The 13,398-nt window shown below is 61.8% G+C and carries 13 protein-coding genes; 3 read left to right on the forward strand and 10 right to left on the reverse strand.

Features of this window, described 5'->3' with window-relative positions; translation table 11 throughout:
* Positions 1-39 precede the first annotated feature (39 nt).
* Together BMW66_RS03490 and BMW66_RS03495 are read left to right on the forward strand one after the other, a co-directional pair.
* The gene (locus tag BMW66_RS03490; RefSeq protein WP_093115472.1) at positions 40-1,203 is read left to right on the forward strand and encodes an aromatic ring-hydroxylating oxygenase subunit alpha; all 1,164 of its coding nucleotides are present in this window, start codon (positions 40-42) and stop codon (positions 1,201-1,203) included.
* Positions 1,200-1,412 (forward strand): hypothetical protein, encoded by a 213-nt coding sequence (locus BMW66_RS03495; protein WP_175483154.1) that lies wholly within the window; start codon positions 1,200-1,202, stop codon positions 1,410-1,412. Before BMW66_RS03490 ends, BMW66_RS03495 begins: the two co-directional genes overlap by 4 nt.
* A gap of 12 nt (positions 1,413-1,424) precedes the next feature.
* Here the strand turns inward: BMW66_RS03495 and BMW66_RS03500 are convergent, their stop codons facing one another.
* From BMW66_RS03500 to BMW66_RS03520, 5 genes are all read right to left on the reverse strand, one after another.
* Positions 1,425-2,228, reverse strand: a complete 804-nt coding sequence (locus BMW66_RS03500; RefSeq protein ID WP_093115474.1) for a DUF2189 domain-containing protein — start codon at positions 2,226-2,228, stop codon at positions 1,425-1,427.
* Between the two features lie 101 nt (positions 2,229-2,329).
* Complete coding sequence (locus tag BMW66_RS03505) at positions 2,330-3,133, reverse strand: ABC transporter permease (protein ID WP_093115476.1); 804 nt, start codon at positions 3,131-3,133, stop codon at positions 2,330-2,332.
* Positions 3,130-3,882, reverse strand: a complete 753-nt coding sequence (locus tag BMW66_RS03510; RefSeq protein ID WP_093115478.1) for an ABC transporter permease — start codon at positions 3,880-3,882, stop codon at positions 3,130-3,132. Before BMW66_RS03510 ends, BMW66_RS03505 begins: the two co-directional genes overlap by 4 nt.
* Positions 3,883-3,891: 9 nt before the next feature.
* Entirely contained in the window at positions 3,892-4,665 is a 774-nt protein-coding gene (locus BMW66_RS03515) for a transporter substrate-binding domain-containing protein (RefSeq protein WP_093115480.1), read from the reverse strand.
* A gap of 25 nt (positions 4,666-4,690) precedes the next feature.
* Positions 4,691-5,491, reverse strand: a complete 801-nt coding sequence (locus BMW66_RS03520; RefSeq protein ID WP_093115482.1) for an ABC transporter ATP-binding protein — start codon at positions 5,489-5,491, stop codon at positions 4,691-4,693.
* A gap of 223 nt (positions 5,492-5,714) precedes the next feature.
* Here BMW66_RS03520 and BMW66_RS03525 point away from each other — a divergent pair, with 223 nt between their 5' ends.
* Positions 5,715-6,515: a dimethylarginine dimethylaminohydrolase family protein gene (locus tag BMW66_RS03525; RefSeq protein WP_093115484.1), complete on the forward strand. Its 801-nt coding sequence runs from the start codon at positions 5,715-5,717 to the stop codon at positions 6,513-6,515.
* 21 nt (positions 6,516-6,536) lie between these two features.
* Here BMW66_RS03525 and BMW66_RS03530 read toward each other — a convergent pair whose 3' ends face one another.
* Genes BMW66_RS03530 through BMW66_RS03550 form a run of 5 tightly spaced genes read right to left on the reverse strand, consistent with a single transcriptional unit; the run spans position 6,537 to position 13,303 of the window.
* Positions 6,537-8,303 (reverse strand): AMP-binding protein, encoded by a 1,767-nt coding sequence (locus BMW66_RS03530; RefSeq protein WP_093115486.1) that lies wholly within the window; start codon positions 8,301-8,303, stop codon positions 6,537-6,539.
* 12 nt (positions 8,304-8,315) lie between these two features.
* Positions 8,316-10,685, reverse strand: coding sequence for an amidase (locus BMW66_RS03535; RefSeq protein WP_093115488.1), 2,370 nt, complete (start codon positions 10,683-10,685; stop codon positions 8,316-8,318).
* 2 nt (positions 10,686-10,687) lie between these two features.
* Complete coding sequence (locus tag BMW66_RS03540) at positions 10,688-11,404, reverse strand: ABC transporter ATP-binding protein (protein WP_093115490.1); 717 nt, start codon at positions 11,402-11,404, stop codon at positions 10,688-10,690.
* Complete coding sequence (locus BMW66_RS03545) at positions 11,397-12,437, reverse strand: branched-chain amino acid ABC transporter permease (protein WP_093115492.1); 1,041 nt, start codon at positions 12,435-12,437, stop codon at positions 11,397-11,399. The genes BMW66_RS03540 and BMW66_RS03545 overlap by 8 nt, the downstream gene beginning before the upstream one ends.
* Entirely contained in the window at positions 12,437-13,303 is an 867-nt protein-coding gene (locus BMW66_RS03550) for an ABC transporter permease subunit (RefSeq protein WP_093115494.1), read from the reverse strand. Before BMW66_RS03550 ends, BMW66_RS03545 begins: the two co-directional genes overlap by 1 nt.
* Between the last annotated feature and the right edge of the window lie 95 nt (positions 13,304-13,398).

Below are 13,398 nucleotides of genomic sequence, written 5' to 3' on the forward strand. Positions count from 1 at the left end.
GGTGCCGACTCAGCAGGGATCAGCAGGGAGATGCCGCCAATGTCACTTGAGTCCGAACTTTCTTCCGTCCGCCGCGACGTCGAAACCGCAAACGGTCTGCCCAATGCTCACTACACGGACCTTCGACTGTTCGAGGAAGAAAAGCGCGCGGTACTATTTGCGGGTTGGTCCGGGCTTGCCGTGGCCTCTGACGTGCCGGAACCCGGTGACGCGATCCCGCTGACCTTTCTGGGTATGCCGCTGCTGCTGATCCGCGACAAGACAGGTCATGTCCGGGTCTTCAACAATACATGCCGGCACCGTGGCATGATCCTCGTGGACGTGCCGCGCAGGATCGACGGCGCCATACGCTGTCCCTACCATTCGTGGTGTTATGCCACCGACGGGCGGCTTGTCACAACACCGCATGTCGGCGGGCCGGGCCAGAACACCCACAAGTCCATCAATCGCGACGAACTCGGCCTGATCGAACTGCGCAGTCACATCTGGCGTGATGTGGTCTTCATAAATGTCTCGGGCGATGCCGCGCCTTTTGAGCAGGTCCACGCCGATCTGATGGACCGCTGGCAGGAATTCGATCAACCCTTGTATCACGGCGGGGCGGACAGCCGGTTTCAACTTCATGTGAAAACCAACTGGAAGCTCGCGGTAGAGAACTACTGCGAAAGCTACCACCTGCCCTGGGTGCATCCTGGTTTGAACAGCTATTCGCGACTGGAAGACCATTACAACATCGCAAAGCCCGGCGCCTATTCCGGTCAAGGCACGCGCGTGTACCGCCAGTTGCGTGGGCACAATGAGGAGGTGTTCCCGGACTTCAGCGCCCTGAGCCCCAGTTGGAACGAAGGTGCCGAGTATATTGCGGTCTATCCCAATGTGCTGCTTGGTGTGCATCGCGACCACGCTTTCGCGATCGTTCTGGAACCTCTCGGCCTCGAAGAGACGGTGGAACACGTTCACATCTACTATGCCGTACCGCGCACCGACGAGGCCATGCGCGCCAAGAACGCGACGCAGTGGAAGACCGTCTTTGAAGAGGATATTTTCGTCGTGGAAGGGATGCAACGCGGTCGCCACGCCGAGGGCTTCGACGGAGGACGCTTCTCGCCCGCGATGGACGGAGCAACGCATTGCTTTCACGATTGGGTCGCCGGCAGGATTGAGGCAAACCGCGCCGCACGCCGATCGGAGGCGGCGGAATGATGGACCTTCATACCCGCCTTATGGCCGCACATGCGTGCCGCGATCGCGCAGCTCTTGTCGCGCTTTATGCCGAGGCAGCGGACACAGTGAACGACCCCGATGCCTGCGGATTCTATCTGACCCATGCCTACGTCCATGCGCTGGAGGCGGGAGACAACGCCGCCCGCACGCTTCATGCCCGGCTCAAGGCAATGGGTCGCGAAAGCTGAAAAGGCCCGGCCTTATGGGGCCACCTCCTCCAAATGGATTTCGTCGGCATTCTGTCGCATGAGGGAATAGACGTGCCAGGAGGCATGTCCTAGAAGCGGCAGAACGATGAACAATCCCAGAAACGCTGGAATCATCGCCAGAAAGGTGAGACCGGCAAGAAACACCGCCCAGCCCAACATCGGCCCCGGATACTCTGTGACCGTCTGGAAACTCGTGATCATTGCGGTGACAAAATCCACTTCACGGTCAAGTAGCAGCGGCAGCGCGATAACCGTGATCATATAAAGCAACAGCGCGAACATCGCCCCCACGATGGAGCCGAACAACAGCATGCTAAGACCATTGACCGTAAGGTAGATATCCAGTGTCGTGGAGACGTTGGTCATGGTCGAAAGGCCGAGAAACAACGCAAAGATCATATGAGCGAGAAAGAACCAGAACAGAAACACCACCACGATGACAGCACAAATGGAAGGAAGCTGCCGTCCTCCCTGCCGGAACACGACTCCGAATATCTCGCCCAGATCCATCTCTTCGCCGCGCTCCAGCCGCCGGGACACTTCGTAGAGTCCCACCGCAGCGAAGGGTCCAATCAACGGAAACCCGATTGCCGCGAATATCAGCCAATAGGTCTGCCCCGTTGCCCATGTGATCCATGCCATCCCCAGTCCGCCCAACACATAGACCAGAGCAAACACAATGCCGAAACCCGGCCGCGCCCTGAAATCGGCCCAACCGCGTCGCACCGCCTCCCGCAACAAGCTGACATTCACAGCGCCCAGTGCTGGAACGCCATGCTCAGGTATCCCCGGCATGCTCACCTCCCCGATCCTGTCTTCCGCGCGCTGTGAACATGAGACCCGGTTTTTCTGAACCAATCAAGTGGTCAGGACCAAGGATGAGGGCCGCGATCAATCTAGGTCCGCACATCTGCCGATTTCAAACGTGCCCCGCCGGTTCCTCGGCGTTCGAACCGGCGGAAGAGCAACGTGATCGCACCGGCGATCATGAGATAAAACACGGCCAGCAACAAAAGCGGCTCGTAGACGATGAAAGTGTCGGCGCGCACCTTCGATGATACGGCGTAAAGCTCCACCACGGTGATCGTGGCCACCAGCGGCGTCGCCTTGAGTTGCAGGATCGTCTCGCCGCCCAGCGTGGGCAGAACATTGCGGATTGCCTGAGGCAACCAGATTCGCCGGAACATGGTGAATCGCTTCATGCCATAAGCCTTTGCCGCCTCAAGCTGACCTTTGGCCACACTCGAGAACGCGCCGCGCATCACTTCGCCCTCATAGCCGGCATAGGACATCGTGAGCGCAAGGACCGCATAGGGCCACGCCTGCCGCAGATACGGCCAGAGCTCGCTCGACCGGATGGCCGGGAACTGCGGAAACAACGATCCGAGTCCATAATACAGCAACCAGATTTGCAGCAACAGCGGCGTGCCGCGAATGACGGTGCAGAAACTGCGCGCAGGTATGGCAAGATACCAAGGCCCCACCGCCTGCGCGAGGCCGAGCGGTATTGCCAGCAAAAACCCCAGAACGCAGGTGATGACGAGTATCCAGACCGTGCGCCACAACCCTTCAAGCGCCAGTGGCGCATAGACGGGAATCCAGTCCCATCTGAGCGCAAGTGCGCACCACAGGACAATCCCCCCGAAAACCAGCATCAGGGCGATCCGGTGCGGTTGCATCAAGGCGCGCAGGGTGTTCATCGGCGCGCCTCCCGAAGAGAGGGTTGTCCGCGACGCGCCCATTTCTCGACCCGGCCGAAGACAACCCCGGAACAGAGGGTAACGATCAGGTACAGCGCCCCCGCCGCGAGGAAGAACGTGAAATAGGCCCGTGTGCTCGCAGCGGCCTGACGGGTTTCGAGGGTCAGTTCATTGAATCCGACGATGGCAAGCAATGCCGTATCCTTGGTCGCAATAAGCCACAGATTGGCCAGCCCGGGAATCGCGAAGGACATCATCGCCGGGATCGTGACCCGACGCATCAGCATGAAGGGTGGCATGCCAAAGACGCGCGCGGCTTCGATCTGGCCGGCCGGTACAGCCTGAATCGCGCCGCGCAGCACCTCGGTCGCATAGGCGCCCTGCACGATGCCAAGCACCCAGATTCCGGCGACCACGCCGCTGATCTCCACCCGACCATGGCCCAGCATGGTGGCGGCCTTGTTGATCAGGTCTGTGCCCACGTAATACAGGATCAGGATCAGCACCAGTTCGGGCACCGCCCTGATCACGGTCGTGTATATGGCGAGCAGATCCCGCAAGACCGGCCCGCCATAAAGTTTGCCATACGCCCCGAACAACCCGATCACGAGCCCCATTCCGAACGCTCCGAACGCGATCTGAAGCGAATTGACCAGACCGCGCAGCAGGTTCATGCCCCAGCCCGGCGGGGACAGCGAAAGCAACCGCGCGGCCTCGGTCAGACCGAGTATATCAAGCAGGGCGTCCACAGAGATGTGTTATTCGCTGTAGATGCTGGCGTCGAAATATCGCGAGGTGATCTCCTCGTGGGTGCCATCGGCGAGGATCGTCGCGATCCCTTCGTTCAGCGCCTCGCGCAGATCGTCATCCCCTTTGCGCAAACCGGCACCGACACCCCGGCCCAGAATCGCCGGATCGCTGGCCACGGCGCCCTTGATCTCACAGCAGGCCCCGGCATCGGAGTTGACGAAATCGGCCATCGCGATGCTGTCGGCCTGAATGGCGTCGACGCGCCCGGCAAAAAGATCCTGATTGGCTTCGTCCTGCGTCTGATACACCCGCAGTTCGGAGTTTTCGTCAAAATACTCCTGAGCATAGGCTTGGTGAATGGTCGAGGCCTGAACGCCGATGATCTTGCCCGCAAGAGACTCGGGCGTGGGCTCGATCTCAAGCGATTTGTCAGCGACGATAACCGCCGGCGTGTTGTAATAGGGATCACTGAAGTCGATCGTCTTCTGGCGCTCTTCCGTAATGGACATGGATGCCATGATCGCGTCAATCTGCCCACCTGTGAGCGACGGAATGATCCCATCCCAGGCCACGGGTGTCAGCACACATTCGAGTTTCGCGGCGGTGCAAACCGCGTCAATCACCTCGATTTCCCAGCCTTCCCACTCGCCAGAGCTGTTGAGCGAGGCAAAAGGCGGATAAGGCTCCGCCGCGATGCCGATCTTCACCTCTTGTGCGCTGGCGATCCCGGCGCTGAGCAAGGCGGTGGCAATGCCGGCGGCAAACGTTTTCTTGAATGTCATTTTATGACTCCCTGTTTTCGGTTGGTTAGTGGATTGATTGCAGGAACTGCTTGAGCCGTTCGGACTTCGGATTGCCGAAAACCTCTTCGGGCGGGCCCTGTTCCTCGATCCGACCTTCAAAGAGATACACGACATGGGTCGCAACCTCACGGGCGAATTTCATTTCGTGGGTGACAAGCAGCATGGTGCGCCCTTCGGCCGCGAGATCCCGGATCACGGTGAGAACTTCGCCCACAAGTTCCGGATCAAGGGCGCTTGTGGGTTCATCGAACAGCATGACCTCAGGGTTCACCGCGAGCGCGCGGGCAATGGCAGAGCGTTGCTGCTGCCCGCCCGAAAGGTAGGCTGGAAAGGTATCGGTCTTGTCACCCAGCCCGACCCGGTCGAGCAGAACGCGGGCCTGCGCAATGGCATCGGCTTTCGGGATCTTGAGAACATGTACAGGCACTTCGATCACGTTTTCCAGAAGCGTGCGATGAGTCCAGAGATTGAATGCCTGAAAGACCATACCGAGCCGTGTGCGAATCCGTTCGATCTGCCGCCGGTTGGCCGGGGTGCCGTCGGCACGCAGGACGATTTGCTCGCCCCCGACCGAGATTTTTCCCCAATTCGGTGTGTCGAGAAAGTTGATGCAGCGCAGAAGTGTCGACTTTCCGGATCCGCTGCCACCAATGATGGCAACCACGTCCCCCTTGCGTGCCGAAAGCGAAACGCCCTTCAGAACCTCGAGCGGACCGAAGGATTTGTGCAAATCCTCGATCTCGATCGCTATGTCCTGCTGACCCGCCTGGGCCGGGTCACCGGGCGCGCTTGTCGTAGAACTCATTCACCTTTCCCTTGCATTTTGCCCTTGTATAGGGCCCGGATTCGCACAATTATTCAAGTGTATAATTTTGGCCGCGCAAGTGGAACTCCCCAGTGACCGTAAATCCAGCAGATTTTCCATCGGGGACGACGGTGCGCCCGTGTTTCGTTCACACAACGAGTCGACCGACAACACTCACGCACGGCTGGCATCATGCTGACGGACAGCTTTCAAGAGGGACTGAATGACCAATCCTGCCTATGAGTTTACCCATGCCATCACGCGCCGTCCGGGCACCAGTGTCGTGAACGGTCTGCGGGCCACAGATATCGGCACCCCTGATCCCGTGCGTATGGAGAAGGCCCATGCTGCCTATGTTTCCGCACTGCAATCGACCGGGGCCCGTGTGATCGAGCTTGATCCGCTGGAAGAGTTTCCCGACGCCCTGTTTGTCGAGGATACGGCGCTCTGCCTGCCGCAAGGCGCGGTTCTGATGCGCCCCGGCGCCGGCTCTCGGCGCGGCGAAGTGGCTCACATGGCCCCGGCCCTGCGGCAATGCTTCGATGACGTGCGAGAGATCGCGGACGGCTTCATCGAAGGGGGCGATATCCTTGTGACGGGGCGCGAGATCCTTGTCGGACGCTCGGCCCGCACGGATGCGAATGGCGTGGCGGAGCTGTCGGCCATCGTGGCCGATTGGGGCCATAGCTTGCGAGAGGTTTTCACACCCGAAGGTGTGCTTCACTTCAAGACGGACTGCTCGCTGCTCGATGCAGAGACGATCCTTGCCACCAGACGGCTGGATGCCTCGGGCTGCTTTGACGGCTACCGCGTGCTGCATGTGGCCGATGGCGAAGAGGCCGCGGCCAACTCCATCCGGTTCAACAATCTGGTGATCATGCCAGCCGGTTTTCCGCGCACGGCAGACACGATCAGCAATGCTGGCTTCGAAGTTGTCGAGATCGACAATTCCGACTGTGCCAAGCTTGATGGCGGCATGTCCTGCCTTTCCCTGCGGCTGACCCCGACGACCCCTCCGGATTGAACAGGACCTGCCCGCACCGTCTCAAGCCTGCGAGGGACCGCTCAACTCTTCGATCATCCGGTCACGCATGATGAACTTCTGCGGCTTGCCGGTCACCGTCATTGGCATCTCTTCAACGATCCGAATATGGCGCGGGATCTTGAAATGCGCGATCTGGCCGGCGCAATAGGCGCGTAGATCCTCGGCACTCGGGGAACCCTCGGGTTTCGGCACGACCCAAGCGCAGATCTCTTCGCCCATCTTCTCATCGGGAATGCCGAACACCTGCACATCCGCGATCCCGGGATGACCGTATAGGAACTCCTCGATCTCGCGGGGATAGATGTTCTCGCCGCCGCGGATGATCATGTCCTTGGACCGCCCCACGATCGCACAGAACCCGTCGGCATCGAACCGGGCCAGATCGCCGGTGTGCATCCATCCCCCGCGGAGCGCCTCGGCGCTTTTCTCGGGATCATCCCAGTAGCCTTTCATCACCGAATAGCCGCGCGTGCAAAGCTCCCCGCCCTCCCCTTGCGGCACGATGCGCCCTTCGGTGTCGATGATCTTGACCTCAAGGTGCGGATGCACCCGGCCCACGGTCTCGCAACGTTTGTCGAGCGGGTCGGACACGAAACTCTGAAACGACACCGGGGAGGTCTCGGTCATGCCATAGCAGATCGTCACCTCGGGCATATGCATGTCGCGCACCACGCGCCGCATGACATCCACCGGGCAAGGCGCCCCCGCCATCACGCCGGTGCGCATCGCCGTCAGATCCTGCGGTGCGGTTTCAAGCGCCTGTAACAGCGTGACAAACATGGTCGGCACACCGTAAAGCGCCGTGCAACGTTCCTGTGACAGGGCCGCAAGCGTGGCATCCGGCTCGAATGATGACCCCGGAAAGACCATGGCCGCGCCCTTGCTCAGCGCCCCCAGAACCCCCATCACCATCCCGAAGCAATGGTAGAGCGGGACCGGAATACACAAGCGGTCCATCTCCGTCAGGGTGATCCGGTCGGTGACGAAACGGGCATTGTTGACGATGTTGTAGTGCGACAGCGTGGCGCCCTTGGGATGGCCCGTGGTGCCAGAGGTGAACTGGATATTGATGGCGTCGTCAGGATCAAGCGCCCGGTCCAGCACCGGAAGGCGCAATTGCTGCGCCGGCCCACCCAGTTTCCGAATGTCGGAGAACAGATGCGCGCCGGCAACCGCGCCCTCTCCCGTCACGATCACATGACGCAGATGCGGTAGACGCTCGGCGCGCAACCGGCCCGGCGCGCAGGTTTCCATTTCGGGCGCGAGATGCCGGATCATCCCGACATAGTCGGAGGATTTGAACGTCCGCGCCGTGATCAGCGCCTTGCAGCCCACCTTGTTGAGCGCATATTCCAGCTCCGAACGCCTGTAGGCGGGATTGATGTTGACCAACACAAGCCCGATCCGCGCGGTGGCGAATTGCGTCAGCACCCATTCGTGACAGTTTGGCGCCCAGATCCCGATGCGGTCGCCCTTCTCTAGCCCCAGCGCAAGAAGGCCGGTGGCCAGTTCATCCACCGCGCGATCCAACTCGTAATAACTCTGGCGAATACCCTGCGCGGGAAAGATCACCGCGTCCCGTGGCCCGAAGCGGGCCACCGTCTCGCGGAAAAGCTGCGGGATCGTGATGAACCGCAACTCTGGCAGCGTCGTGCCCCGGACATAGGACATCCCGTCAACCGGCGCGCCGGTACCCTCCGGGTCACACGGTGCGGCGTGCCCCGCCTGCCGGACCTGACCGGCCAGACTTTCGTTGAGAATGGACATGCGCGGCCTCCCTTACATGGTGCGCCAGTCGCCCGATTGTTCAAAGGCATGGGCGGCCTGATAAATCTTCAACTCGCCATAGCTGGGCCCGACAAGCATCATCCCGATGGGAAGCCCCTCGCTCAGACCGCAGGGCAGGCTCATCGCGGGAAGCCCGCCATTGAAAGGCGCGGTATTGCCGATCATCTCGAAGGCCCGTTGCACATAGAGGCTCAGAGAGCAGTCGGGCGGCGGGATCTCCTGCGGTTTCATCGGCACCGTGGGCATCAGCAGCAGGTCGAACTGCCGCAGCGCCTCCGCATATTTGCCGTTTGCCTTACGCATCAGGTTCTGCGCCTTGCCATAGAACCGCCCGCGATACTGTTCCTGAAAATACTCCCCAAGGAACATGCAGGCCTTGAGCGAGTGGCTCAACTCATCCGCCCGCCCCCGCCATTGCGCCATGCGGTCCATCATCGACGGCAGGAACAGGCCGCGATAATTCGTGCCTCCGGCATTGCCGCGCATCATGTGATCCTGAAGCCCCTCAAGGGTGATCGCAGTCCAGCAGTCCACCGCGAGGTTGTGCTCGGGGATCGACACAGTCTCCACCCGCGCGCCCAGCTCACGGAATCGGTCGGCGCCTGCGATCACCTTGTCGTCCACATCCACCTCCCCCTCCGGGCGGTTGAACCCCTCTTGAAGAATGCCGATGCGCATGCCCTGCGCGCCGCGGCCCAGAGCCTCGGTATAGCGGAAGGTCTTGGGCGCATACTGCCGGGGGTCAAGCCCGTCCTCGCCCGCCAGAACTTCGAGCAGCTTCGCATTGTCGGCCACGGATTTCGTGATCGGGCCGACGTGATCGATCGTCTGCTCGACCGGCATCACCCCGGTATAGGGCACAAGACCATGCGTGGCCTTCATCCCGTAGACCCCGCAATTGGACGATGGAATACGGATGGAGCCACCCTGATCCCCGCCGATGGCCATATCCACCTCGCCCGCCGCGACCAAAGCGGCAGAGCCGCCCGAAGAGCCGCCCGCCATGTAGCCACGCTTCCACGGGTTGTGGATCGGCCCCTTCGCATTGGTGTGCGAGGCGCCCGACAGGCAGAGGTTCTCGGAATGCGCCTTGCCCGCGATGACGGCCCCCGCATCCAGCATTCGCGTGACGATGGTGGCGTCGATCTCCGGCACATAGCCCTCGATGATGGAGGAGCCGTTCATCATCGGCACCCCGGCAAGACAGACAGTGTCCTTCAGAACGATCCGCTTGCCCCGCAACGGACCATCGGGGGCCCCGCGCACCTCGGTCTTGACATACCAGGCGTTCAGCGGATTTTCCGTCAGGTCAGGGAAATGCCCCGGCGCACGCGGATAGCGCACTTCGGGCAGGTTGTCGGGCATCGCGTCAAGCCGGTCATAGGCCTGGATATAGGGCTCAATGATCTGCCGGTATTCCTGCAAATCCTCGTCCGTCAGGCTCATGCCGAACCTGTCGGCCATGTCGCGCATCTGGGCGAGTGTGGGGCGATTAATCGTCATGTGTGTCACCGGGGTTGAAGGAATCGGGGTATCCGGGCGGCGCGGCGAAGCTGGTGGCGCCTTGCCGGTGCCGTGTTGGGGGACATCGGAACGTGGCGATGGGACAGCCTGCGCCCCGCGTGTCGTTCGCGCGGCGCCGAAACCGAGGAACTGATCCACCTTGGCGCGGTCCGCCATGTCATCGCGCGAAAGCTCCGCCGTAATGCGCCCGCGTTCGAGCACCAGAACACGGTCGGACAGGTCATGAATGAAATCGAAATTCTGCTCCACCAGAAGGATCGACACTCCGCGCGCCCGGCGCAGATGCAAAAGCGTGTCCTCCATCTCCTCGATGATCGAGGGCTGGATGCCTTCGGTGGGCTCGTCCAGAAGCAACAGGTCCGGATCGCCCATGAGGCTGCGCGCCAGCGAAAGCAACTGCTGCTCGCCGCCCGACAAAGTGCCGCCCTCGCGGTCAAGGAGCCGTTCAAGCCGCGGAAAATCGGCCAGCACACTATCGAGAACCTCGGCCTCCTCGCCTCCGGCATAGTCATGCCAGGCAAAGCGCAGATTGTCCCGCACGCTCAGCTGCGGAAAGATGCCCCGGCCCTGCGGCACGTATCCGATACCCAGCGCCGCGCGGTCGTGCGGGGCCAGGCGGGTGATCTCGGCACCGTGATAGCGAAGCTGCCCACTGGTCGCGGGCAAAAAACCCATCAGGGTCTTGAGCAGGGTCGTCTTGCCCATCCCGTTGTGACCGAGAATGCCCACGACCTCGCCTTCGGCGACGTCGAATTCCACACCGTGCAGGATCGGCACCTTGCCATATCCGCCCGAAAGACCTTTGACCTGAAGGCCCGGATTGCTTTCGTCCAACATGCTCAGGCCTTCTTTCCCAGATAGATGTTGCGCACATGCGGGTCCGACATGACGGTCTCCACATCGTCCTCGATCAGGATCGCCCCCTGATGAAAAACCGTGACCGTGCTCGCGATGGAGCGGATGAACTGCATGTCGTGCTCCACGATGACCACGGCGGCGGTTCGGTTAAGCTCGTGGATCACCTCGGTCATCCGCGCGACCTCACCGGCCGTCATCCCGGCGGCCGGTTCATCCAGAAGCACCAGCCACGGATCGCTCGCCGCGACAAACCCCAACTCCACCTGCTGTCGCTCGCCATGCGCGAGCCGCCCCAACTCTGTGCGCGCGATCGGCCCCAGCGCCAGCCGGTCGATGACCTCGCGGGTCTTGGCAGCGGCCTGCGCGGACGGCACGAAACGCCGCGCGGCAAGCCAGATATTCTCCTGCACGCTCAGCCCGTCCATCACGTTGGGCACCTGCGTCTTGATCCCGACACCGAGCGCGGCCACACGATGCGGCGGCCAGCCCGTGGTCTCCTCCCCCTGCATGAGGACATGGCCCTCGCTCGGGGTGAGCAGGCCGGTCAGACACTTGAAGAAGGTCGATTTGCCTGCCCCATTCGGCCCGATCAGGCAGCGCAGCTCGCCCCGCCGCAATGTGAAGGTCACATTGTCCACCGCGACAACGCCGCCAAAGCGCATGGTCAGATGCTGTGTTTCCAGAACGGGTTCAGCCATCGGTCCGCCCCCTCCTGCGATTGCGGCGCAGGGCTCCTGCGCGCCCGGCCCGTCGCGGTCGTCCGATGCTGGCCCGCCAGACGGAGATCGCCGCCGGCACCACGCCGCGCGGCAGGAACAGCACGAACAGCACAAGGATCAGCCCCATCAGCATGGTGTTGTTGATCATGCTCTGTTGGCCGAGAAGGAACTTCAGGTATCCTAGACCCGCCGCGCCCAGAAGCGGGCCGAAGCGCGTGCCAAGCCCGCCGACAATGCACCAGATGATGATCTCGGCCGATTGCGACAGGCTGAATAGCCCCGGCGTGACAATCGCGCCCCAATTGGCGAAAAGCGCCCCCGCCAGCCCGGCAATCGCGGCCCCGATGGCGAACAACACTGTCTTGCGCGCGCGCACGTCATACCCGATCAGGGACATCCGGGTCTCGTTCTCGCGGATACCCACGGCAATGCGCCCGAATGAGGACCGCAAAAACCATGTCACCCCCAGATAAACAAGCAGCAGCGCCACCGCGCACAGGTAATAGAGCGCATCCCCCCAGATAAAGAGATCGGGCCGCCCCGGCACGTTGAGCGTGGGAAAGCCCGGGATCCCGTTATACCCGCCCAGCCGCGCGGTGCCGATGGTGTACTGCGGCCCGGCGGTGGAGCTGATGAACTTGAACAGGATCAGTGTCACCACGAGGGTGATCACCCCCAGATAGACATCCCCGAGCCGGCCATAGAACATCATCGCCCCGAGCAGCGCGGCAAAGACGCAAGGGACGATCACCGCCAGAATCATCGGCAGGGTGCTTTCGCCGGTATTGATGGCGGCGATGGCATAGGTATAGGCGCCCAGACCAAAGAACGCGGCCTGACCGAAACACAGGATGCCGCCGAACCCCCAGATCAGGCCAAGGCTCAGGCCGAGCATCGCATAGATCGCCAGAACCGTCAGCGTGTAGGTTCCCACCATCAGCGGCAGCGCCCAGATCAGAACCGCCGCAACGAGAACCGTGACGATCACGTCTTTTCCGGCAGTCCCCTGCATCACATGCGCCCCCGGAAAAAGCGCGCCGTGATCCCCTGCGGCAAGAGCCGCAACAACACGACCGCCGCGATCAGAAGCGCGACCTCCCCGATCACCGGCGACAGCGCGAAGGTGAAGATCTGGTCGATGACGCCAAAGACGCTGGCGCTGCTGACCAGCCCCGCAATCAGCGACGGCCCCCCCGCGATCACGGTGATGAAGGCCTTGGCGATATAGGCCCCACCCGATGTCGGAACCAGCCCGACCAGCGGCGCAAGAATCGCTCCGGCCAGCCCCGACAGCGCCGAGCCGCAGAAGAACGTGGCCATGTAGATGCGCTCGGGGCTGTAGCCAAGGCTGGAGGCCATGTCAGGGCGTTGCATCGTGCCGCGCGCGATAAGGCCGAGCCGTGTCCTGCCCAGCACCAGGTAAAGGGCGATCATCAACAGCACCGACACCACGACGATAAAGAGATTATAGCCGTTGATCTGGTAATTCCCGATCGCCACGCCCGGTATCGGGGTGGAAATGCCCGTGGTGGTATTGCCGAAGATGATCGTCGCCAGACCGATGAAAAACAGGCTCAGCCCCCAGGTCGCCAGCATCGTATCCACCAGACGCCCGTAGAGATGCCGGATCACAAGACGCTCCACCACCAATCCGATCAGCCCCACCACCACGGGCGCGATGATCAGCATCGCCACGAAGACATTGATGCCCAGATTGACGGAGACGATGGTGGCATAGCCGCCCATCATCATGAATTCGCCATGCGCGAGGTTGATCACCTTCATCATGCCGAACACCACCGCCAGCCCGACGCTGATCAGCGCGAGAGACGCGACGGCGTAAAGTATCTCGATCCCGATGACGACTGTCAGATCCATATGTCAGGGCCTTTCGGACAATAGACAACACCCCCGGCGCCGCGCCGGGATAGCGGGGCCGCCGACCGGGCGGCCCCGTCCTCGCATGCCGCGTT

The organism is Salinihabitans flavidus (genome assembly GCF_900110425.1).
GTDB lineage: Bacteria > Pseudomonadota > Alphaproteobacteria > Rhodobacterales > Rhodobacteraceae > Salinihabitans > Salinihabitans flavidus.